The following is a 21,498-nucleotide window of genomic DNA, read 5'->3' on the forward strand; positions in this document are numbered from 1 at the left end:
AGCCAGTAACATGCGGCGCCATGAGCTCCCCCACTGGGCCCGAGTCCGGCCTGCCCGTACGAATGCCGCGACCCCGCCAGCCCGGACGGCACCGCCGCCCCGAACCACTGGTGGCCCCCGAGGACGCGCCCGCGCTCGTCCTCGCGGTGCCGGGTGCGGTCGGCACCGCCACGCGCAGCCTCGCCGAGGAGGTCGTGAGCATCGCCCGCTCGGAGCTGCCCGGCCTGGACGCCCGGATCGGGTACGTGGACGGGGACGGTGCGGAGTTCCCCACCGTGCAGGCCGTGCTGACGCGGGCCGCCGACGAGCGCACCGCCCGCTATGAGCAGGCTCTCGCCGCCGGTTCCGAGGCCAAGGAGCCCGACGGCCCGGTGGCCGTCGTCGTGCCGCTGCTGGCCGGTCCGGACAACGCGCTGCTGCGACGGATCCGCCAGGCCGTGATGGAGAGCCGGGTCGCCGCCGAGCTGACCGACGTCCTCGGCCCGCACCCGCTGCTCGCCGAGGCGCTGCACGTGCGTCTTTCGGAGGCGGGCCTGGCCCGCGCCGACCGGGCCCGCCTGTTCACGGTGGCGACGGCCGCGGACGGCATCGTCCTGGCCTCCGTGGGCGGTGACGAGGCCGTACAGGCCGCCGGCATCACCGGCATGCTGCTCGCCGCGCGCCTGGCCGTGCCGGTGATGGCGGCGGCCCTGGACGAGGACGGCTCGATCGCCTCCGTCGCCGAGCAACTGCGTTCCTCGGGTTCGCAGCAGCTGGCGCTGGCGCCGTACCTGATCGGCCCCGAGATCGACCCGGACCTGCTGGCCGCGGCCGCCACCGAGGCGGACTGCGCCACCGCGGAACCGCTCGGCGCGTACCCGGCGGTCGGCAAGCTCGCCCTGGCGAAGTACACCACGGCACTGGGCATCGCACCGCAGCAGCCGCAGGGCGCCCAGGCCCGCTGACGCACCACGCGTCGGCGCCACGGCAGGCGCACACCCACGGGCCCGCTCCAGCAGGAGAGCGGGCCCGCGGCATATGTATCGATGTCAGGCAGTCGGCGAACAACATCGGCCGAAGGCAGCACCGGACAAGACCGCTTCGGACGAAGACCGTTCCGGACGAAGACCGGGTTCAGTCGAAGACCGTTCCAGACGACCGGAGTCAGTCGAAGGCCGTTCCAGACGACCGGAGTCAGTCGAAGGCCGCTTTCAGTCGAAGACCACGCAGGACGCCGCGGGCGCCTCCACCGAACCGTCGTAACGCGGCAGTCCGGTCTCCGGGTCGATCGCGAACCAGGTGACGTTCCCTGACCGCTCGTTGGCGGCGTACAGGAAACCACCGCTCTCGGCCAGCGCGCGCGGCCAGTGGCCGCCGCAGGGCACCGTGCCCGTCAGCCGCAGCCCCTCGCCCTCGACGGCGAACACGGACAGCACGTCCTCACCGCGGGTCGCGGTCCACACGAAGCGACCGTCGGGCGAGACGACGATGCCCGACGCGTAGGCGTCACCGGCCGGCGCGCCCGGCAGGAGCGGCGTCTCGGTCAGCGGCCGCAGCAGGCCCTCCTCGGCGTCCCAGCGGCACACGGTGACCGTCGGGGTCAGCTCGTTGACGACGTAGGCGTACGTTCCGCCCGGATGGAAGGCGAGGTGGCGGGGGCCGGAACCGGGCCGCAGGGCGATCTCTCGGTGCAGCACGGGGACGCCCCGCTCCAGGGTGCACACCCGCACCGAGTCCGTGCCGAGGTCGACGCTGACGGCCCAGTGGCCACTGGGGTCCGGCTGCACCTGATGGGCGTGCGGGCCCCGCTGGCGCCGCTCGTGCGGGCCCGCGCCGACGTGCTGGAGGACCCCGGACCGGGTGCCGGCCAGGGCGCCGTCGGCGCGCACGGGTACGGCGGTGACGCTGCCGGAGCCGTAGTTGGCGGTGAGCAGGTGACCGTCGTACAGGCCGAGATGGGTGGGTCCGCTGCCGCCGACCGGCACCGGCGCCCCGGCCAGCACCGGCTTGTCGCCTTTGACCCGATACGCGGCCACCGCGCCGTCGGCCGTCTCGCTGACGGCGTACAACGTGCCCCCGTCGGGCGACAGGGCCAGATACGACGGGTCCGGGACACCGTCGACACTGTCGAGCACGGCGAGCGCGCCGCTGTGCGGGTGGACGGCCGCCGTCACCAGCCCGGGGCCGCCCGCCGCCGTGAACGACCCGATGAAGGCCCTGCGCCGCCTGTTGCCGTCTGCCACCGTTGTCCCCTCTCGTGCGTGCCACGTCCGGGGCCGACGGTAGCAGTCGATCTCCGGCGGTCTAGACCAGGCCCGCCCGGTCCGGACCCGGCCGCCGGCGGGACGTGAACCGGACGGGGCCGGTGCCGGCCCGGCCGGGTTCGCAACGGCTCGGTCAGGTCAGTGTGGTCGGCGGCAGCGCGGCGCGCACCGTGGCGGTGGACCGGCACCGGCCACGGCTGACGCGGATGCCGCGGTCCGCCGGACGACGGGCTCGCCCGGCGGCCTGCGCCGGGCGGGTGACCCGCCCGGGGGCGCCCCGGTGTGCGCAGGCCGCGCCGCGCGCGACGCCGAACCGCCGGTCCCCGCCCCGGTCGGCCGGGCCCGGCCGGTTCCCGGAACGGGGCCGCCACCCGGACGGCGCAGCACGGCTGTTCGGCTCCGAAAAGCGGCACCGGCCTTGTCGTCCGGCCGCTGCACGGCCGGCGACGACCCGTTCTCCCGACGTCCCGGCGCGCGGGGCGCGACGTCGGTTCCTACGGTGAGCGCAGGACAGCACAGGAAGGTCTGCCCCATGCCCACCGACCCGATCCCTCCGCACCGGCAGCCCGCGCTGTCCCACCGCGCCGCCCCCGCGCTCACCGGGCCGGGCGTGCGGCGCCCCGGCCTCTTCGGGTCGCCATGACGACCGTCCAGGCCCAGAAGACCGAGCCGCTCGCGGACGAGCGACGCTGGAAGGCGCTCGCGGTCTGTCTGACGGCGGGCTTCATGACCCTGCTGGACACGTCGATCGTGAATGTCGCCGTGCCGTCGATGGAGCGCGGCCTGCACGCCGACGCGGCCGATCTGTCCTGGGTGGTCTCCGGCTACGCCCTCACCTACGGCCTGTGTCTGGTGCCCGCCGGACGGCTGGCCGATCTGCGGGGCAGCCGGCAGGTGTTCCTCACCGGGGTCGCGTTGTTCACGCTCACCTCCGCGGCCTGCGGACTGGCCCCCACGGGCGGTTGGCTGGTGGTGTTCCGGCTGCTGCAGGGCGTGGCGGGCGGCCTGATCGCACCTCAGACGTCGGCGCTGATCATGCAGTTGTTCCAGGGCAGCGAACGGGCCCGCGCGTTCGCCGCGTTCGGCAGCGTCGTAGCCGTGTCCACCGCCGTCGGTCCGCTCGCGGGCGGTGTGCTGATCGAGGTGTTCGGCAGTTGGCGCTGGGTGTTCTACCTCAACCTGCCGATCGGCCTCGTGGTGTTCGCGACCGCGCTGCGGCTGCTGCCGCGAATCGCGCCGCGCGGGAACGCCGGGGAGGGCTTCGACGTGCCGGGCGTGCTGCTGCTCGGCTGCGGCGCGTTCGCGCTGATGCTGCCGGTGGTGCAGGAACAGGCGTGGCCCGGCCGGGGCAAGTGGGCCCTGGTCCCCGTGGCCGCGGTGCTGCTGGTGGCGTTCTGGGCGTGGGAGCGGCGGCAGGGCCGGCTCGGCCGGGGGCCGCTGCTGGACCTGGGGCTGTTCAGCCTGCGGTCGTTCTCGCTGGGTTCGCTGCTGAGCCTGGTGTACTTCGCCGGGTTCACCTCGGTGTACTTCATCTACTCCCTGTACCTGCAGAACAGCCTCGGCTACAGCGCGCTGGCCGCCGGAACGGCCGCGATGCCGTTCGCGGTCGGGTCGGCGGCGGCCGCCCTGGCGGGCGGACGGCTCGTCGTCCGCTACGGCCGCGGGCTGGTGGTGATCGGGCTGCTCGCGGTGGCGCTCGGGGTGCTGGGTGCCCTGGCGGCCGTGCGGCTGGTGCCGGGCCCGGAGGCCGGCTGGGCGGCGGCGCTGCCGCTGCTCGTCGCCGGTGTCGGCTCCGGTCTGACCGTGTCGCCCAACACCACACTGACGCTCGCGGGGGTCCCGGTGCGCCGCGCCGGGGCGGCCGGCGGAGTGCTGCAGACCGGGCAGCGGATCGGATCGGCGGCCGGGATCGCCGTCGTGGGCTCGGTGTACTTCGCGCATCTCTCCAACCACGGTCGGGCCGCCGACGCGCTCCGGCTGGGGTTCGTCACCGCGCTGGTGTTCGTCCTGGTGGCGCTGGTACTGGCCGTGGCCGATCTGCGGGGCCCGTCGACGAGCGGCTGACCGTGCGCCGCCCGCCCGGCGGGTGACCGCACCAGGGGAGCCGACCGGGAACGCGGCGGCCCGCCGGGGCCGCGGGCGGCACCGCGGCGCCCGTGGGATCAAGACCGGCGACGCGGCCTGCCGCCACCGGTCCCCTTGGCCCCCTTGATCCCCTTGCCGCTTTTGCCGCTTTTGCCGCTCTTGGTGTTCGTGGAGTCCTTGGACCCCTTGGCGGCGGCGGAGCGGTTCTGCCGGGTGCGGCCGGCCGAGCCGCCCGCCGCGGACTCCTGCCGGGCGGCCCCCTCGGGGCGCTTCCGCTTCGGCGGGGTCTGCTGGGACTGCCCGGCCTGAAGGGTGCCCCGGCCGCGGGTGCTGTTGGCGGTGCGTCCGCGCACGATCCCGATGAAGTCCTCGACCAGGTCGGTGGTGGCGTGCTCGGGCCAGCACAGGGCGACACCCGACTGGGGGGCGTCGACGACCGTGCGGTAGGTCAGGTCCCTGCGGTGGTGCAGGCGGGCCAGCGACTGCGGGACGACGAGGAGACCCACCCCGGCCGCGACGAGCTGGACGGCGTCGTCGGTGGTGGCGGGCCGTTCGGCGGCGGGCTCGCCCGGCGGGGCGGCCCAGCCGAGGACGTCGTCGAGGGGGTGCCAGACGACCTCGTCGGCGAGGTCGGCGAGGGTCACCTCGTCCGCGGCCGTGATCAGGTGGTCCTTGGGGACCACCACCACCGTCGCCTCGGTGTACAGCGGGATCGCGCTGAAGAACGTGCGGTCGACCGGCAGCCGGACGAGGCCCGCGTCGGCCGCGCCGTCGCGCAGCGCGTCCGCCGCCGCCGCGGACGGCACCGGCAGGAGGGCGAGCGGGACACCGGGCAGGCGTTCGTGCCAGATCCGCGCCCACTTGCCGGGCGTCGCCCCCGGTACGTACGCGAGACGGAAGGACGGTGTCTCCTGCGGGCCCGCCACCGGGCCATGGCCTGTCACCGGGCCAAGGGTACCGGCCGTGGCGGGGCCTCCCGTGGCCGGCCGATATCCTTGACCCATGACGTCGCAGCAGAGCCCCCAGACGATGAAGCCCGCGACCGCGGCGAAGAAGCTGGGTGTGTACCTCCCCGCCACCCCCGCAGAGTTCCAGGAGGGTGTCGTCTCGCGCGCCGAGCTGAACCGGCTCCAGGCCGAGCCGCCGCAGTGGCTGCGCGAGCTGCGGCGCGACGGCCCGCACCCGCGTCCGGTGGTCGCGGCGAAGCTGGGCGTGTCCATCGCGGGCCTGGCCCGCGGCGGAGTGACCGACGCGCTCACCACCGAGCAGATCGAGTCGCTGAAGCGGGAAGGGCCCGCGTGGCTGGAGCGGGAGCGCACCACCCAGGCCGGGGTCCGCAAGGAGGCGACCCGCCTCAGGGAGCTGCGCGAGGAGCGGGCCGGGCAGGACTGACCGCCCCGCCCGGCGCGCGCCCGCTCAGCCGTCCGACGGCACCTTCAGCTTGTCCCAGCTGGCCCGGCCGGGAATGCCGTCCGCGTCCTTGCCCTTGAAGCCGAGCTTGCGCTGCCAGGCCGCGTAGGACTTGCGGTCGGCCTCGGTCCACTCCGGGCCCGGTCCCTGCTCGTAGTGGCCGCATCCCTCGGCGACGAGCCGGCGGCCCATCGCCGTGATCACCGCCGACTTCTGCCCGATGTGGAAGAAGCCGCCGCCCGGGAAGGGCGCGTACTTCGGCTTGGGGGCCGGTTTGGGCTTCTCCGGCTCCCCCGGGCCCTTCCCGCCGCCCTTTCCGGCCAGCCGGGCGGCGATGCGTCCGCGCATGCTGTCCATGGTGAAGCCGCGCGGGTCCTGCTTGCCCGGCTGCCACTCCTTGTGGCCGATCACCGAGCGCTCGCTCCAGCCGTGGTGGCGGCAGATGGCGGCGGCGACCCGTGCGATGGCGTCCTTCTGCGCCTCCGGCCAGGGGTCCTTGCCGTCGCCGAGGTTGACGCACTCGAAGCCGTAGAAGTGCCGGTTGCCGTCGGTGTCGGCCTCGTTGTCGGACGGCAGCTTCGTCTCGCCCACGACGGCCCGCAGCACGTCGCCGTCGCCGAGGCCGGCGTGGTTGGCGCGGCCGTTGCCGACGAGGTGGACGTGGCCCTGCTTGTCGATGACGCCGTGGCACAGCGGGCCGGGCAGCCCGGAATAGCCGTTGTAACAGATGTTCACCGAGTTGTCGGTGCCCGAGGTGACGGTGTGGTGGATCATCACGCCGTTGATCGGACCCCAGGGACCCTTGGTGTTGCGGTTGTGGGTGCGCCAGTTGCGCACCTCGTGGACCGTGACGCCCTCCGCTCGCAGGATCTCCACCAGCTTGGACGCGCTCATCGGCTGCGCCATCACTCGTCTCCTTCCACGGCCGCCTCCGCCGTCGCTGTGGTCTGTGACCGGCCGCCGGAGGGGTCGGCCTCCGCGGCCCGTTCCTCCCGCGCGGCGGACGCCTCCGCCGCGAGGGTCGCCTCGTCCGCCGCCGGGATGCTGCTGGCGAGCGGTCCGAAGGCGAGTCGCAGATCGACGGCGCCCTCCTCGCCCTTGACCAGGGCGAGCGGCGCGAAGTGCCGCTCGACACCGGCCGGTTGCCGCAGCAGGGGGCGACGCGCCGGGTCCGTGGGCCAGTCGACGCCGCCGGTGGCGGTGCGGGCGGGGATCAGCCAGTGATCGCCGGTGCGGTAGGTGCCGCCCGCGGCGAAGTACACCTCGACACCGTCCTCCAGGGACAGCCACTCCCCCTCCGTCACCGGGATCGCGCCGCCCTTGAGCGCCGCGGAACGGCCCTTGCGGCGGGGCCCTTCGTGGTGGTCCCAGCGGCGCAGGAACGGGTGCAGGTGGGGCAGTCGCCCGACGTGCGCGTCGGGTTCGGCGGACAGCCGGACCCGGCGGCCGGGCAGGTCCAGTTCCTCGACCCGCAGCAGCGGCAGGGCATCGGGACGGGAGGCGTACGCGGTGTCCGTGACCTCCACCAGGTCGCCGACGTCCAGGTCCAGCTTGTCGTCGAAGCCGAGGGTCGACAACTCCACCCAGGTGCCGTCGAGTCCGTCGATCGGGAAGACCACCGAGCCGTTCTCCCGGGACCACTTGAAGGTGGCGTCCTTCGCCTCGCCGCCGACGTGGACCTCCACCCGGTACAGTTGGTTCTCCTGGCCGCGGTAGCGGGCGTCGGGGCGGACCAGACACGGGTCCTCGTCGGCGTGCTCGGGCCGTTCGGCGCGGGCGGCGAGCCGGGTGGCGGGCGCGGCCTGGCGCTGTGCCCAGCGGTCGAAGGCGGCCCGGACGACCTCCTTCGAGGGGTCGGCGTCCTCGATCTCCAGCTCGCCCAGGGACAGCGGCAGCACCTGCCAGACGACCTTGGAGCGGACGGCGGTGTCGGGCAGCGCGGCGCCGAGCGCGACCTCGCGCAGCGCGGGGTCCTCGGCGGCCGAGACGGTCCGCTCCCACACCTTGAGGTAGGCCACGAACGGGGACTGTCCCGGCGAGGGCAGGCGGTCGCCGGGCCGCTCCGGGTCGCGGAAGCCGTCGGGCTGGTTCCAGTAGTCCCAGAACGGCTGTGTCGCAGCCGGCTGCTGGTCCGCGGCGGCCTCGTCGGGTACGGGGGTGTCCGGTACGGGACGGTCCGCGTCGCACAGGATGCCGTCGACGTAGTAGCGGCCGCCGCCGATGTACAGGGTGTCGATGTCGAGCTTGCCGCCCACGTACTCGATGTGGAAGCCGGTGGCGTCGCGCGGTCCGCCGTGCCGGCCGATCAGGTCGGCGGTGCGGACCCGGGCCTCGTGGAGCTGGATGGCGGTCTGCTCGTTCAGGTCGGCGTCGAGCTGGACACGGCCCTGCTGGGCGATGACCGCGGAGTAGTGCCGCTCGGGGCGGAAGGTGGAACGGGAGAGATCGGCGTGCATGAAGGGTGTCCCCCTGGTTCAGGAAGTGGTCTCGAAGGCGGCGGGCGGCTCGCTCACGGACGGGCGGCTCATGTCACGAAGAAGATCCCGGCGTCGGTGCCCGCGGGCGCGTACTCGGCGAGCCGGGCCCGCAGGCCGTCCTCGCGCTGCGGCCGGTACAGGTCGTGATACGCGCCGAGTTCCGCGCCGTCGTCCGCGCCGCGCCGCAGCTCCGGGGCACAGCGGTCGGCGAGCAGCCCGTACCACGGGGTGCCGTAGCGTTCGCCCGCGAACAGCGGCCGTACCCGCGCGGCCTGCGCCGGGCCGGCCAGGTCCGGCTGGCAGCGGTGGCGGCGGGGGGTGCGCGAGCCGGGCGGCACGTAGCAGTACCGCAGGCAGCCGATGCCGCGCCGGGCGACGTGCAGTTCGCCGGTGAAGACCGAGTTCTCGGCGATGCGCACCGCGTGGGTGCGCACCTCGCCGATGACGGTGGTGCGGTGCAGGTGCAGGACGGCGTGGGCGTGGCGGCAGTCCGGGGCGGACAGGGCCGTGCGGTCGTGCCCGGTGGCGTCCAGGATGCTGTCGCGCAGATGGATGTCGAGGGGGTCCTCGCCGACCTCGTCGCCGATGACTTCGATGGTGCCGAGGATGCTGTGTTCGATCTGCAGGCAGGCGGTGGTGCGGTCCAGGACGATGCTGGGCTCGTCGGGCGAGTGCGGCTCGCACTCGGGCTCCAGGGACCAGCCGGGCACCAGCGTGCTGTGCCGGACGACCACCGCGCCCATCGGGCCGGTGACGTTGATGCCGCGGCCGGCGACCAGCAGCCCGTCGAGGACGACGCGGGGCCGTTCGTGCGGGGCGCAGTCGTCGGACACGGCGCGGATGTTGAGGGCGTCGGGCCGGTTGCTGTACCAGTCGAGCAGTCTGATCACCGGCCGGGAGCCCTCGGCCGCGCGCAGTTCGAGACGGTCGCCGGGGTCGAGGTCGAAGTCCAGTTGCTCCTGGTGGGCGCCGCTGTGGGTGATCTCGATGATCCCGGTGCGGTGCCGGCCGCGGTCCTGCTGCCAGGCCCGGTAGGCGTCCATGATCCGCTGGTAGGGCTGGCCGGGTCCGACCCTGAGGACGGTGGCGTCCGGGCGGGGTTCGCGGTCGCGGTCGTACTCGCCGCCGCCCAGGTCGGCGGCGGTGGCGTGGTGGTAGTCCACCCAGACGCCCTGGCGGGGCGCCGACCGGGACCCGAAGGCGATGCGGCCGAGTTCGGGGTCGACGGCGACCTGGCCCCGCTTGGGGCGGTAGCGCCAGTCCGACAGGTCGGCGACCACCACGTCGGCCGGCGGCACCGGCCGGTCCTCGCCGTCGCACCGGATGACCAGGCTCTTGCCGGGACCGTAGTAGTCGGCGAACCGGTCGTGCAGCAGTCGGCGGGTGATGAACGCCGGGACGTTGTCCACGGCGGCGATGGATGCGGGCGACGGCTCCGGGACCGGCCTGGTGACCAGCGGGGTGTCGGTGCCGAGGATGGAGAAGGTGTAGAGGTTGCGGGCGCGGTCGATGCAGTAGGCCGGGGACGAGGTCAGCGCCTGCGCCTTCAGCCGCCACACGAACAGCCCGACCCCGGCCGGCGTCCAGCCGCCCTGCTTGCGGCGGGAGTCGGCGCGGCGTACGTCGACCGTGCGGGCCGACTGTTCGAACGGTCCGCCGGCGACGGCGAGCGCGGCCCCGTCCCGCAGATCGACCAGGCGCCCGCGGTCCCCGCGCCGGCCGCTGCCGTACAGCTTCACCGGTTGGGTGTGGGCGACGAGCCGGGACAGTTCGACGGCCCGCGCGGGCCAGTCGGCGACCTGTTCGGCCAGTTCCTCCAGCAGGTGGAGGGTGCCCTTGCGGCGGCGGTGGGCGACGGTGGCGGCCACGTCGCGGCGCGGGGCTACGGCTTCGGCAAGAGCATCCCGCCCGCCGGCGTGCGGTCCGGTGGTGAGGACGCTCCCCCAGCCTCCGGCCGGGGGTGCCCCCGCCCCGCTTCGCTCGTGACCCGGCAGGGTGCGGTAGCCCACCAGGTCGCCGAGGTACGGCAGCACCCAGGGGGCCGCGGTCTCCACGAACAGGTCCTCGTAGCCCTGGGCGACGCCGTCGCGGACCCGGTCGAGTTGCTCGGCGATCACCGCGAGCAGGGCGCGCAGCGGTTCGCCCTCCTCGGCGTCGCGCAGCCGGTGCCAGCGGGGCAGCAGCTCGGCGAGCCCGTCCGGCTCCCGCGGCGCGACCGAGGCCGGGGTCTCCAACTCGGCGTCGGGGGACATCACTTGACCTCCGTCAGGATGAGGGTGTCGGCGGCCCGCGCCGACAGCAGAGCGAGCTGTGCGGGGCGGATGCCACGGAAGACGAACACCGTCCGGCCCTTGTCCAGGCGCCGGGTGTCGGTGATGTCGGGGTTGAGGCGGAGCAGGTCGGCGAGCGGGACGCCGTACCGGGCGCAGACGGACGACAGGGTCTCGCCGTGTTCGTCCCGGACGGTGTGGGTGCGTTCCTCGTACGCGGCCGGGCGGGCCGGTACGGAGGGCCGCGGCACCCCGGGGGCGGCCAGCAGTTCGCTCAGTTGCTCCGGTCCCGCGGAGGCGGGCACGCCGGTGAAGACGTCGACGTCCACGTAGTCGACGCCCGGTACCGAGTGGGCGGTGGCCAGCGCCTCGGAGAGCCGGGCGGGCTGCGCCAGTTCCCGTCCGGCGTAGCCGAGCCGGGCCAGCAGCGCCTGGCGCAGCCGGGGTTCGACCACCTCCCAGGTGTGGTCGGGTGCCAGTTTCACCTTGGCGGAGACGAGCAGCAGGACCAGTTCGCGCACGTCCACGCGGACGGGCAGGTTCGGGTCGCCGTACTCGGTGAGCGCGCCGCGCAGGGCGCGCAGCACGTCCGCGTCGTCGGCGATGGGCACGTCGTCGGTCCCGGCCACCGTCACCTGGAGCACCCGGCGCCGCCCGTCGAAGAGTTCCCGGGCCGCCGCGCGGCCGATGCCGGCCCGGGAGCGGGCGAAGTCCGCGTAGTCGGACGGCGAGACCAGACGGTCCAGGGCGGAGACGGCGAGCGGGATCGTACGGCGGGTCAGACCGGGCCCGTCGGCGTCCGCGCCGCCGGTGGCCGGACGCGGGTTGGTGACCGCGGTGACGCCGAGCGGGCGGGTGAGGGGCTGGGTGATCCGGTCGGCGGGGACGTTGGCGGCCTTGCCGGTGCCGAAGCGGTAGCGGGCGCGCACGTTCTCGTGGCCGCTGGGCAGCCGGGCGCCGTGCACGCCGTCGCCGAAGGTCACGGTCGTCCGGCCGTCCGCCGTGGTGCCCGTGATGTACACCCGCTCGGTGGGACCGCGCCCGGCGAGGCTGTCGACCTCGTGCCACAGGACGCCGTCGACCCGGATCTCCAGGACGGGGGTGGCGCCCAGCGGTTTGTCGGCGGCGAGCCAGGTCAGCGGGGACTGCCAGAGCGCGAAGGTCTGGCCCGCGCGGTCGAAGTCGCCGCTGCCGATGGCCTCCTCCCGGCTCTCCCCGTGGGTGGCCTCGACGACGTTGCCGAGGATGTGGACCGTCGAGCGGCGGTAGCGGTGGACCAGGTCGGTGGTGAGGGTGAGCCGGGTGTGCACGTGGTCGCCGGGCAGCCGGGGGTCGACGGCCGGGTCGGCGGCGGCGATGGTCACCACCTCGGTGGCGGGGACCCCGGCGGCGCCCGGGATGTCGGTGCGCTCACCGGTCACGATCAGCAGCCGGCCGGGCCGCAGCCCGTCGTACAGGTCGGCCAGTTCGATCTCGTTGCCGTGCACCTCGTCGCCGAGCGGTTCGTCCGCGAGGCGCAGCGGTTCGCCCGCCGCGTCCACCGTGGTGTCGCGGATCTGGGAGAGCAGGACGTCGAACTCGTCGAGCCAGGGGTCGGCGAGGGTGAGTTCGCTACCGCGGCCGGTGATGCCGTAGTTGGAGTAGGCGGCCGTGCGCGCGGCGACCACCTGGGTGGTGACGAAGGCCAGTTCCGCGTCGCCCGGGATGCCGCCGTCGGCGCCCTTGGCCGGGCGCCGGACCGCCACCCAGCTGCCGACGGTGATGCCGTCCTGGACCGTGTCGAGTTGCAGGACACGGCGGTTGACGGGCGCCGGTCTGCCGGCGATGACGATCTCTACGTTGGGTTCGGTGGTACCGACGGTGTACTTGAGCGTCACCTCGAAGTCGCCGTGCGTGAACTGCTCGGCGGCGCCCGGCCGCAGGGTGCTCTCGTGGGTGGTGCCGTTGTCGACTCCCACGTGGACGAAGCCGTCGTCGTCGGGGCGGGCCACGAACAGGGTGCATTCGGGCAGCCCGGACTGGAGGCGGGCGGTGACGCCGGGTTCCTGGGAGTCGGCGGGGCGCCGGCCGAGCCAGTTCAGGTCGCGGTCCTGCCCGGCCCGGGTGGAGAGGTCGACCCGGCCGGGGCCGAGCGGGAAGGTGACCGGCTGGGCGACGGGCAGGTTCTCGGCGCGCTGGTCGGAGCCGGCGCCCTCCACGTACTGGAACTCGGCCCGGACCGGGGTCTTGCCCGCGGTGTCGTACACCACGCGCATGCTCGCCAGCACGCCGCCGGCCAGCGGCCAGTCCGCGCTGCGGATGACCCGGCCCCGGTCGTCCTGGACCGGCTTCAGCGGGGCCGTGGCACCGAACGGGGCGGCGGTGACGCGCAGTGCGAGCAGTTCGCGCAGGAGTTGCGGGGCGGCCGGGGCGGCGGCCGTGCGCCAGGCCGGGTAGAGGCTGCCGAGGGCGGGATCGAGAGCGGTGAGGAGGCGGGCGGTGTCGGTGCCGGGGCGCTGGGTGCGGGTGCCCGCGCGGGCGGCGGGTGCGGAGCCGCGCAGGGCCGGCAGGACACCGGCCAGGGCGCGGAGGGCGGCCTGGCGGGGATCCTCGGGACGGGCCTGGGCCTGTTGGCCGCTCGCGGGCTGCGCGGTCGCCGCCCCGGCGTCCTCGGTGGCGGGGCGCTCGCCGGTCCGGGCGGCCTGCCCCGGCTGCGCGGTCTGGACCGGCTGCGCGGGTGCCAGGCCCAGGGCGCGCCGGGCGAGTTCCGCGAGGACCGCCTCCAGCCGTTCGAACCACGCGGCCACGTCCGGATACGGCTCGGCCAGCACCTGTGCCTCGTTCAGCCGGGCCAGCGGCTCGGCCAGCCGGGTCGCCAGGCCCTCCGGAGTGGTGGTGCCGTCCAGGTCCGCCCGCAGCGGCGCGAGCACCTGGTCGTCGAAGTCCTCGATCAGCCGGCTGACCGGGCGCGGATCGGGGACCTCGGGCGTCGGCGGCTCGTCGCCCGGCTCACCGGGAGCGGCGGGCTCCGCGGTCCAGCGCCGCACCTCGTCCACCAGTTCCTTGAGCGTGGGCGGGGCCGACTCGGGCAGCGAGACGGCGGTGATCTCGCCCTCGCGGTCGATGCGCACGCCCGCGACGGGCAGCAGCCGCCGTTGCCCGCCCGCCTGTTCGCCGAAGACGAAGAGGAGCTGGTCACCGGTCTGGAGGGAGTTCGCCGTGCCCTCCACGAACAGTTCGGAGCGGCGGTCGAGGTCCTCGGGCGTGACGAGGGAGGGCCGGCGGCGCCGCACCTTCAGCTCGTTCCAGTCCCAGCGGGCGGTGAGGTCCCGGGCCGTCTCGAAGGTCACTGACTCCTCGTCGGCGGCGGCGGGCACACTGTGGCTGCGTGCCCCGCGCGGGATCAGCACGGGCAGGTCGGCGGCGCGCGGGTCGTGGTCGAGGGTGTACGCGAGATGCGTGCCGGCCGCGACGCCCGGCCGCGGCCGGTGGCCGACGAGCCGGCCGAGCAGCGCCAGTGAGCGGTGTTCGCCCGCGGTGCGGATGTACGCCTCGTCCGCGATCCGCTCGGAGTGGAAGGTGAGCAGGTCCCCGAGGACGGCGGTGGCGTCGAGCAGGCCGATCGCCGGGTCGTCGGAGGTGCGGACGGTCAGGCCGGTCAGCGCCGGGTACGCCGGTGAGGCGAGCCGGTCGAGCAGCGCGGCGAGGAAGGAACCGTACTCGCCGACGCGGTAGTCGAGGGCGGTGCGGCCGGGAGGGTTGTGCGGCGGGGCGGGGGCGAGGCGCTCGTCGTGGCCGCCGCACGCGCCGCCGCAGGAGCAGCCCCGGGTCATCGGGCACCTCCCAGGGATACCGCCAGCCGGCCGTTCTCCGGCCGGTCCGGGTCGTTGTCACAGGTGGCGATCTCCAGCGGGCCGAGCCGCAGCACGCCGTCCTCCCTCTCTCCTCGGTCCGGTTCGTACAGCCGGCGCAGCCGGGTGACCTCGACGCTCTGCACTCCGGGCACGGCCGCCGCGACGGCGACCAGTCGGCTGAGCCGGACGGGTTCGCCGAAGGTCAGCGCGTCCGGGTGGAAGAAGCCCAGGCGCCCGCCGGGCAGCCGGCCGCGGCCGAGCACCCGGTACAGGTCGGCCAGGATCTGCCCGTGCAGGTGGCCGGGCAGGGCGCACACCGTGAGGGCGATGTCCAGCGGGACCAGCCGGGCGGGGTCGACCACGAGGTCGTGCCCGATGCGCCGGTACGTCTCCAGGGCCTGGGCCGTCGAGGCGAGCAGCTCCGGGGAGGGGCTGTCGCTGTCGTAGGCGTCGATCGCGACATGGGCCTCCTGGACGCTGCCGGTCCAGCGGATGGCGGCCGCGGCCCGCTGCACTCCCGGCAGGGCGGAGGCGAGGGCCGCGTAGTCCTCGGCGGTGACCGCGCGCAGCCTGGTGCGGCGCAGGTCGAGCGGGGCCAGCTGGCGTACCTGCTCCAGGGGTTCGGGTTCGGTTCCGCCGGTGGCGGGCAGCGGGTTGCGGACGGTGGCGGCCGGCGGGGTGCCGCCCGCCTCGACGACGAGGTGGTTGATGGCCTCCGCGCCGACGTTGCCCGTGACGCCGCCGCCGAGCCGGTAGCGCACCGCCAGCCGGGCCCCCGGGGTGGGCTCGGCGCCGTACCGTCCGTCGCCGAAGCGCAGGGCGAGCCGTCCGTCGTCCTCCTGCTCGCCCACGAAGTGCCGGTCCCGGGAGGCGCTGTCGAGCAGGTCGCGGCGCGGCTCCCAGGTCTCGTCGCGGTCGTCAAGGCGTACGGCGGGCAGGGCGCGGCGCGGGTCCTGGGTGAGGGCGGCGGTCGCCGAGCCGCGCAGCACCGGCTCCTCCGGGTGCAGTTCGGCCGCGTACCCGGGTCCCCAGCTGTGCGCGATCTCCCAGGCGATGTGCCCGTCGAGGACCGTGCCGGAGCGGGCCCGCGCGGCGAGGATCCCGATGCGCCGGAGCTTGGCGTCGAGCAGTTCGTCGGAGCGGTACAGCAGTTCGCGCAGGGCGCGCACCGGGTGGCGGCGCAGTTCCAGTCGCTCCAGCACCTTCAGGCCGTAGATCAGGGCGAGTTCGGTGACTTCCTCCTCGCCGAGCCCGTCACGGTCGCGGGCGCTGCGCCACAGGTCCACGAGCCGCTGCCGGACCCGGCCCGGGACGGCGGCGATCCGTTCGGCCTGTCCGGCGGCGACCGTGGCCGGGTCCGGGTACGGCACCGCCTGGGTGACAGGTGCCCGGCCGAGGACGGGGCGCAAGCGCGGCCGGATGCCCGGGTAGAGGGACTGTGCGAGCAGCGTCCGCAGCGCCGCGGCCTGTGCGTAGGCGGTGCCCGGCACCACCCTCCCCCAGCCTCCGGCCGGGGGTGCTCCCGTGGACCGCTGCCCGGCCTGTTCCAGGCCGAGCCCGGCGCGTACGGTCGCCTGCTCCCCGACGGTCTCGAACAGGTGGCGGACGTCGTCCGGGGTCAGGGCCCGGCCGCTCTCCGTCCGGTCCGTGAGGAGGGCGATGAGCCGTGCGGGCGCGTTGCCCTCGGTGCGGTCCGGGCAGCCGAAGCCGGGCGAAGCGAGCTGGGGGTACCCCTGGCCGGCGGTGGGGGGAGGGTCGCAGGATGCCACGACGGCCGGGGCCGGCGGCACGGTGACGGTCTCGTGCAGGCCGGAGCGGCCGTGGTCGACGAGGACGGTGTTGCCGCGGGCGAGCGTGACGTCCGCGACGGGCAGGCAGTCCCGTCCGCCGCGCGCGGTCAGGCAGAACGGGAAGCGCAGGGCGTCCTCGGCGGCCCAGGTGACCTCCAGGACGGGCTGGTCCTCGATGCGGTCGAGGCCGGGCGTGACGGAGGTCAGGCGTACGGCCTGGCGGTGGGCGGGGTCGGCGTCGCCCGGGGTGCCGGTGCGCGGGCCCTTGACCTCCTCCAGGACCAGGACGTCGCCCGGTTTCAGGCCGAGGCGGCGTTCCCGGCAGGTCTCGGGGTCCGCCCACTCGTCGCGCAGGGTGGCCGCGGTGGCGCCCTTGGGCAGGGCGGACACCTCGCCGTCCCAGGTCCACAGCCGGATCGCGTTGTGCGCGACCCGCAGGCGCAGCGGATCGGCGGCGACGACCGGTTCGAAGACCTCCACGGAGCCGCGCTCGTCCAGGTCGCCGAGGTCGTTCTCGTCGATGACGGTGCCGGGTTCGGGGCGGTCGTGCGGGTCGAGGGTGCGAACGTCGACCGACGCGAAGCGGAACGTGCCCGGGGCCAGGGTGTGGTCGGCTGCGGTCCCGACGGTGACGTAGGCGCGGGCGTTGCTGCCGTCGTGCATGGCGTAGTCGATGAGCCGGACGTGCCGGCGCACCGAGACCCGGCGGCGCGCGGTGTCGAGGTACGCCTCGGTGGCGACCGCGTCCTGCTGGTAGCTGATCTGGTCGCCGGTGTACGCGAGCAGTTCGACCAGTGTCGTGCCGAGGTCGGCGGGGTTGCGCTCCTGCCAGTCGGGGGTGGTCAGCGCGAGCCGGTCGAGCAGCACCTTGCGGATGGTGTCGTAGTCGCGGGCCGTGTAGTCGATGACGGGCACGGCCGGGAGGTCCGCGGGCCGTTCGGCGGCGTCGACGCAGTCGAACGGGGTGGGACGGTCGGGCCGGAAGGAGAACGACGCGCTGTGGTAGCCCTGGTCGAAGCCGCGGAAGGGTTCGGTGCCGGGGCGGCCGTACGGGTCGGCCTCCACCAGCGACAGCCGGTAGCGGGAGGTGTCGCCGGTCCGGTCGAGGGTGACGTGGAGCCGGTCGTCCAGCTCGGGGTCCTCCTCGCGTTCCACGCTGAGGTCCACGGCGGTGATGCCGGTGATGCGGCGGCCGCCGTCGATCCGGACGTTCTCCGGGCCGAGCCCGTGCGGGGCCTTGCCGAGGAAGGTCACGCTGAGCAGCAGTCCGTCGTCACCGGCCTCGACGGCGTCGATCCCGCCCAGTCGGGCGGCCCGTACCTTGGCCCGCCGGGTGGTTCCCCCGCTCATGCCGCCCTCCCCTCGAAGAGGTCCTCGTGCACCGAACCCGTGGCCCGTACGAGGTACGACAGTTGGACCCGTACGGCGTCGTCCTCGCCGGCGATGTCGAGGGACACGACCTCGACCAGGTCGCCGAGCCAGCGCTGGAGAGCGGCCTGGACGGCGAGTTCGAGGGTGCTGACCAGTTCGGGGCTGTTCGGGGCGAAGACCAGGTCGAGCAGTCCGCAGCCGAAGTCGGGACGCATCACGCGTTCGCCGGGACTGGTGAAGAGGAGTTGCTCGATCAGGTCGTGCACGTGCTCGGCGGGGCGGGCGTGCGCGGTACGTCCGCGCCGGTCGGCGTGGAACGGGAACGCGATGTCGGTGCGGGTGCGGTGGCTCGTCGGCCTCATCGGACGGTGACCTTTCGCTGCGCGGCCTGGACGACGGGCGGGCCCTGGGGGACGAAGGCCGCGCTGAGGCACTGGGCCGCGGAGGTGTCCAGCAGCACGGGTGCGCCGTCGGCCGTGATGCCCGAGCCGTCCGGGGTCCAGCGGACCGAGACGCACGGCGAGGGCACGCCGTCGACGATGTGCGGGCAGCCGGCGACGACGTACGCGGCTGTGGCCGTGGCGACGGCGGCGCCCGCGATCCGCAGGCCGCCCGTGGGCGTGGTGGCCGGCGCGGCACGGCCGCCGTGCGGGCAGCCGATGACGGCGCTCGCGTCCAGCAGACTTCCGGACAAGTTCTTCCCCCGTTGTCTATCGCTTGGAGAGGACGGTCAACTGGCCCTCGTTGATGGTCACTTCACGACCGCGCAGGATGACCTCGGCGCCGGCGCCGGTGGCGATGACCACGGCTTCCTTGGTGATGCGGATGTAAGCACCGCCCTGGGCCTGCAGAAGGACGCCCTGTTCGGCGCCGGCGGTGTCGTTGAGCACGATCTTGTGGTCCTGCGGGGTCTGCACCACGACCGGTTTGTTCGCCGCGTTCGCCTGGAGTTCGCGGCGCGCGTCGGGCGGCAGCTCCGCGGCGTCGCCGTACCAGCATCCGGTCCACACCGGGAAGCTGGGGTCGCCCTGTTCGAACTCCACCCACACGCCCGCGCCGGGCGGCGGCACCACGAACTGGCCCGCCTGGGGTCCGGTGAACGGCAGGCAGGGCAGCGCCCACGTGGACGGCTCGTCACCGAGGACGTCCGGGACCTCGGCCGTGATCCGGCCGATGTGCAGCGGGTCGTTGTTGTCCACCACCCGACCGCGGAACTTGCCGAGATAGCGATTGCTGGGTGCCGCCATGCTGAACTGCTCCTGGTTCCTAGGTGGTTCGGGTCAGGGCCGGACGTAGTCGCTGCGTGCCTCCAGGCCCTCCCGGGAGAGGGTGAAGTTCTGCTGGAACGAGCCCGGGCGCAGGCTGTGGGTGACGGACTTGACGTAGTAGTCGCCGTCGTACGCCCGGCCCGCCCCCCGCACGCCGACCAGTCGGCGCGGCTGGAGGAGGTAGCCGTGCCGGTTGACGTCGAGCGAGCCGGACCCCGAGATGACGTCGGCGGAGACGGCGGCCCTGGCGAGGAGTTCCGCCTCGGCCTGTGCACGCTGCTGCTTGGCGGTGCCGGAGAGCGTCTTGCGCTTGAGGGCCGGGGTGGGCCGACGGCCGAGCGGCGGGCGCAGGGGGCTGATCGGCGGCTGCGGCAGCAGGGTGGTCTGCCGCGTCCCCGGGTCCTGCCAGCGGGCCTGCGGTTCCTCCCGCGCCGTGCCGTCGTAGGAGAAGGTCAGCTGGTCGACCGTCGTGTTGGCGTCCATGTTGACGTTGAGGGCGTGCTGACGGACGCCGAGCCGGACCTCGGGTCCCCAGCGGGCGGCGGACCGGCCGGGGGCGGGTCCGGGCTCCAGGTAGAAGGTGTACCCGTTGGCGCGGGCCAGTTCGGTGACGTATTGCAGGTCGGTGCCGGTCTGGTAGTGCACCCGCAGGTCCTGGTGCGGGGGCTGGGCCACCTTCTCCTTGTAGACGTCCGGCCGGATGCCGTACTCCGAGTAGCGGCGCAGGATGGCGAGGACGCGCTCGGACGGGGGCAGGTTGGGGTAGCGGGCGGTGCGTTCCTCCAGGTCCATGAGCAGCGTCAGGTCCTCGCCCGTGACGGTGAGGGTGGAGTGGCCCGGAATGTTGCTGGCGCCGACCTCCTGCCGGACGATCAGCCCGTCGAACAGCACCTCGGGGGTGCCGCGGACACTGACGGTGAGGATGACGCGGGTCTTCGGATCGAAGAATCCCTCCGGCAGCAACCGGCTGCTGATCAGCCCGTTCTTGGTGAGGTCGAACGCGAACTGGAAGCCGCTGCGCTCCCCGGCGGTGGCGGTGATCTGGGCGGACAGCAGGGCCTCGGCGACCTCCAGCGGGACCGGGCGGGCCAGCGTGGGCCCCATCTGGAGCTGGATGTGGACGGGGCCCTGCCCCACGGGCTGTTCAGACATGGCGCTCCCCGCGGGGGAACCCGCCGCTGAGCGGGATGTCGATGACGCGTCCCGGTTCGTCGGTCAGCTCCCGCGGGTCGAGCACGGGGTTGGCGTCGGCGATCCGCCACCACTGGCCCGGGTCGCCGAGGAAGCGCTGCCCGAGCAGATCGGGCCGCTCCCCGGCGCCGACGGTGTGCGGCTCGGTCTCCTCGTCGAACGGGGGCAGCAGGCGCCGTTTGGTGTACCGGACTTCGGTCCCGTCCGCACGCCGGTGCACCCCGATCTCCGCGTCGTGGTAGCGGCTGGTGCGCGGGTAGGGGTGCGCGCCCGGCAGGGAGTCCAGGGCGCTCTCGTACGGTTCGATGTCGGCCATGGCGGTGGTCTCAGCCCCTTCCGGTCACGAGGTCGGCGCCGCCGAGGCCGAGGGCGCCCAGGCCGCCGCCGCGCGCGGCGGCGGCGGCGAGCCGCTCCTTCTGCGCGAGGTGGGCCATGTACAGATCGGCGCCGCGGTGCCCGGCGGGCAGATCGCTGACGGTGAGGATCTTCATCCCGATGCCGAGGGAGGCCCGGATCGGGTTGAGGTTCACGTCGAAGGCGGACTCGTTGACGGAGAGTTCGGTCAGCCGGACGGGCATGACCCGCTTGCTCCCCCAGGTGAACAGTGTCAGCGGCATCTCGATCGGGCTGATCTCGATGGCCCCTTTCTGCGTCAGCCGGGTCGCCGCGCGCAGCTGCGCGGTGGTGGGCTGTACGAGCATTTCGAGCGTGGCGAGCTGGGGGTGGATGCCGTCGGGCGCGGCGATCTCCAGCTGGTCGGTCGCGTCGATCTCGGCGGTGAACTTCCAGGTCTCCTGGGCCGGTCCCTTCAGCCGCAGGGCTTCGTTCCGGTCGCCGCTGCCGGTGCCGCCTCCTCCGCTGTCACCGCTGTCCCCGGCGGACTGCGGCGCGATGCTGCGTTCCAGGGTGTCCGGGTTGAACTGGAGCACGATGATGCGTTGGGGGATGCCGGTGTCGGGGCTGACGACGACGATTCCGGAGCGGATGGGTTTGGGGATGTCGGCGTAGCGGGTCATGAGCCCTCTTCATGCTCTCTGATCTGCTTGATGGCGATCGACCACCAGGTGTCCGGCTCGCGGAAGGCATGCGGGTCGCGATCAATGAGAATCTCTGCGAGCTCGTCGGCGTCCCGCACGCCTTCGGCGCTCGATCCAGGAGTCGGCGACACATCACGCCGGGCGATGCGGTACAGGAATTCCACGAAATCACCCAGGGTGCTGTTCACCACCTCTCCACGAGGTTCGTCATGGAAAGCGATCAACCCAACGAAACTATCCCGGACATTGAGAAAGTATCGCATTTTCGGGTCGTCACGCGGCCCGCCGAGAATCACCGCGCGATTGGCCCCGTCGTCCGAGAAATTCCGGACGGCGAAAAGCGGCGGACTCCCTTCCACCTCAGTCGTGAAGAGGGCTCCACAATTCTTCGGAAGTCCCACGTGGGAGAGGATGAGCGCGTCCTCTTCATCGAGGCCGATCCGCAGGGCCTCTCTGTAGTCAAACGTTTCGATGTTGCGTTCGCCGAAGATTTCGACGAGCTCGCCATGGGAAGCCATGAATC

17 protein-coding genes are annotated in these 21,498 nt (G+C 73.9%); 3 read left to right on the forward strand and 14 right to left on the reverse strand.

Annotated features, from left to right (window positions below; translation table 11 throughout):
* Positions 1-20: 20 nt before the first annotated feature.
* On the forward strand, positions 21-944 hold the full coding sequence (locus ACFC09_RS13515; protein WP_376526935.1) for a sirohydrochlorin chelatase: 924 nt from the start codon (positions 21-23) through the stop codon (positions 942-944).
* A 246-nt stretch (positions 945-1,190) separates the two neighbouring features.
* Here the strand turns inward: ACFC09_RS13515 and ACFC09_RS13520 are convergent, their stop codons facing one another.
* Positions 1,191-2,222, reverse strand: coding sequence for a lactonase family protein (locus ACFC09_RS13520; protein WP_376526937.1), 1,032 nt, complete (start codon positions 2,220-2,222; stop codon positions 1,191-1,193).
* Positions 2,223-2,882: 660 nt separating this feature from the next.
* Between ACFC09_RS13520 and ACFC09_RS13525 the strand changes: the two genes are divergently transcribed.
* The gene (locus tag ACFC09_RS13525) at positions 2,883-4,307 is read left to right on the forward strand and encodes an MFS transporter (RefSeq protein WP_376526939.1); all 1,425 of its coding nucleotides are present in this window, start codon (positions 2,883-2,885) and stop codon (positions 4,305-4,307) included.
* Positions 4,308-4,405: 98 nt separating this feature from the next.
* Here ACFC09_RS13525 and ACFC09_RS13530 read toward each other — a convergent pair whose 3' ends face one another.
* On the reverse strand, positions 4,406-5,254 hold the full coding sequence (locus tag ACFC09_RS13530) for a LysR family substrate-binding domain-containing protein (RefSeq protein ID WP_376527146.1): 849 nt from the start codon (positions 5,252-5,254) through the stop codon (positions 4,406-4,408).
* Between the two features lie 76 nt (positions 5,255-5,330).
* Here ACFC09_RS13530 and ACFC09_RS13535 point away from each other — a divergent pair, with 76 nt between their 5' ends.
* Positions 5,331-5,720 carry a DUF5997 family protein gene (locus tag ACFC09_RS13535; RefSeq protein ID WP_376526941.1) on the forward strand — a complete coding sequence of 130 codons (390 nt, stop codon included), beginning with the start codon at positions 5,331-5,333 and terminating at the stop codon, positions 5,718-5,720.
* A 24-nt stretch (positions 5,721-5,744) separates the two neighbouring features.
* Here ACFC09_RS13535 and ACFC09_RS13540 read toward each other — a convergent pair whose 3' ends face one another.
* The 12 genes from ACFC09_RS13540 to ACFC09_RS13595 form a co-directional block, all read right to left on the reverse strand.
* Positions 5,745-6,644, reverse strand: a complete 900-nt coding sequence (locus tag ACFC09_RS13540; RefSeq protein WP_376526943.1) for a peptidoglycan-binding protein — start codon at positions 6,642-6,644, stop codon at positions 5,745-5,747.
* A complete protein-coding gene (locus ACFC09_RS13545) occupies positions 6,644-8,194 on the reverse strand; it encodes a DUF6519 domain-containing protein (protein WP_376526945.1) in 1,551 nt (516 codons plus the stop codon). The genes ACFC09_RS13540 and ACFC09_RS13545 overlap by 1 nt, the downstream gene beginning before the upstream one ends.
* 68 nt (positions 8,195-8,262) lie before the next feature.
* Positions 8,263-10,467 carry a hypothetical protein gene (locus tag ACFC09_RS13550; RefSeq protein ID WP_376526947.1) on the reverse strand — a complete coding sequence of 735 codons (2,205 nt, stop codon included), beginning with the start codon at positions 10,465-10,467 and terminating at the stop codon, positions 8,263-8,265.
* Positions 10,467-14,297 carry a putative baseplate assembly protein gene (locus ACFC09_RS13555; protein ID WP_376526949.1) on the reverse strand — a complete coding sequence of 1,277 codons (3,831 nt, stop codon included), beginning with the start codon at positions 14,295-14,297 and terminating at the stop codon, positions 10,467-10,469. The genes ACFC09_RS13550 and ACFC09_RS13555 overlap by 1 nt, the downstream gene beginning before the upstream one ends.
* The gene (locus ACFC09_RS13560) at positions 14,294-17,458 is read right to left on the reverse strand and encodes a putative baseplate assembly protein (protein WP_376526951.1); all 3,165 of its coding nucleotides are present in this window, start codon (positions 17,456-17,458) and stop codon (positions 14,294-14,296) included. The genes ACFC09_RS13555 and ACFC09_RS13560 overlap by 4 nt, the downstream gene beginning before the upstream one ends.
* On the reverse strand, positions 17,455-17,841 hold the full coding sequence (locus ACFC09_RS13565; RefSeq protein WP_376526953.1) for a GPW/gp25 family protein: 387 nt from the start codon (positions 17,839-17,841) through the stop codon (positions 17,455-17,457). The genes ACFC09_RS13560 and ACFC09_RS13565 overlap by 4 nt, the downstream gene beginning before the upstream one ends.
* A complete protein-coding gene (locus ACFC09_RS13570) occupies positions 17,838-18,173 on the reverse strand; it encodes a hypothetical protein (RefSeq protein WP_376526955.1) in 336 nt (111 codons plus the stop codon). The genes ACFC09_RS13565 and ACFC09_RS13570 overlap by 4 nt, the downstream gene beginning before the upstream one ends.
* A 16-nt stretch (positions 18,174-18,189) precedes the next feature.
* A complete protein-coding gene (locus ACFC09_RS13575) occupies positions 18,190-18,726 on the reverse strand; it encodes a phage baseplate assembly protein V (RefSeq protein WP_376526957.1) in 537 nt (178 codons plus the stop codon).
* 33 nt (positions 18,727-18,759) lie between these two features.
* Positions 18,760-19,899 carry a hypothetical protein gene (locus ACFC09_RS13580; protein ID WP_376526959.1) on the reverse strand — a complete coding sequence of 380 codons (1,140 nt, stop codon included), beginning with the start codon at positions 19,897-19,899 and terminating at the stop codon, positions 18,760-18,762.
* A complete protein-coding gene (locus tag ACFC09_RS13585; RefSeq protein WP_376526961.1) occupies positions 19,892-20,254 on the reverse strand; it encodes a hypothetical protein in 363 nt (120 codons plus the stop codon). Before ACFC09_RS13585 ends, ACFC09_RS13580 begins: the two co-directional genes overlap by 8 nt.
* Before the next feature lie 10 nt (positions 20,255-20,264).
* Positions 20,265-20,954, reverse strand: coding sequence for a hypothetical protein (locus ACFC09_RS13590; RefSeq protein WP_376526963.1), 690 nt, complete (start codon positions 20,952-20,954; stop codon positions 20,265-20,267).
* A complete protein-coding gene (locus tag ACFC09_RS13595) occupies positions 20,951-21,493 on the reverse strand; it encodes an SUKH-4 family immunity protein (protein ID WP_376526966.1) in 543 nt (180 codons plus the stop codon). The genes ACFC09_RS13590 and ACFC09_RS13595 overlap by 4 nt, the downstream gene beginning before the upstream one ends.
* Positions 21,494-21,498: the final 5 nt, after the last annotated feature.

It is taken from the genome of Streptomyces sp. NPDC056161 (assembly GCF_042268025.1).
GTDB lineage: Bacteria > Actinomycetota > Actinomycetes > Streptomycetales > Streptomycetaceae > Streptomyces.

Excerpts from the sequence above, each read along its gene's own strand:
- ACFC09_RS13560 (WP_376526951.1), bottom strand. The coding sequence starts at position 17,458 with ATGAGCGGGGGAACCACCCGGCGGGCCAAGGTACGGGCCGCCCGACTG.
- ACFC09_RS13550 (WP_376526947.1), bottom strand. The coding sequence starts at position 10,467 with ATGTCCCCCGACGCCGAGTTGGAGACCCCGGCCTCGGTCGCGCCGCGG.
- ACFC09_RS13580 (WP_376526959.1), bottom strand. The coding sequence starts at position 19,899 with ATGTCTGAACAGCCCGTGGGGCAGGGCCCCGTCCACATCCAGCTCCAG.
- ACFC09_RS13575 (WP_376526957.1), bottom strand. The coding sequence starts at position 18,726 with ATGGCGGCACCCAGCAATCGCTATCTCGGCAAGTTCCGCGGTCGGGTG.
- ACFC09_RS13565 (WP_376526953.1), bottom strand. The coding sequence starts at position 17,841 with ATGAGGCCGACGAGCCACCGCACCCGCACCGACATCGCGTTCCCGTTC.
- ACFC09_RS13515 (WP_376526935.1), top strand. The coding sequence starts at position 21 with ATGAGCTCCCCCACTGGGCCCGAGTCCGGCCTGCCCGTACGAATGCCG.
- ACFC09_RS13545 (WP_376526945.1), bottom strand. The coding sequence starts at position 8,194 with ATGCACGCCGATCTCTCCCGTTCCACCTTCCGCCCCGAGCGGCACTAC.
- ACFC09_RS13540 (WP_376526943.1), bottom strand. The coding sequence starts at position 6,644 with ATGGCGCAGCCGATGAGCGCGTCCAAGCTGGTGGAGATCCTGCGAGCG.
- ACFC09_RS13525 (WP_376526939.1), top strand. The coding sequence starts at position 2,883 with ATGACGACCGTCCAGGCCCAGAAGACCGAGCCGCTCGCGGACGAGCGA.
- ACFC09_RS13595 (WP_376526966.1), bottom strand. The coding sequence starts at position 21,493 with ATGGCTTCCCATGGCGAGCTCGTCGAAATCTTCGGCGAACGCAACATC.
- ACFC09_RS13590 (WP_376526963.1), bottom strand. The coding sequence starts at position 20,954 with ATGACCCGCTACGCCGACATCCCCAAACCCATCCGCTCCGGAATCGTC.
- ACFC09_RS13585 (WP_376526961.1), bottom strand. The coding sequence starts at position 20,254 with ATGGCCGACATCGAACCGTACGAGAGCGCCCTGGACTCCCTGCCGGGC.
- ACFC09_RS13535 (WP_376526941.1), top strand. The coding sequence starts at position 5,331 with ATGACGTCGCAGCAGAGCCCCCAGACGATGAAGCCCGCGACCGCGGCG.
- ACFC09_RS13555 (WP_376526949.1), bottom strand. The coding sequence starts at position 14,297 with ATGACCCGGGGCTGCTCCTGCGGCGGCGCGTGCGGCGGCCACGACGAG.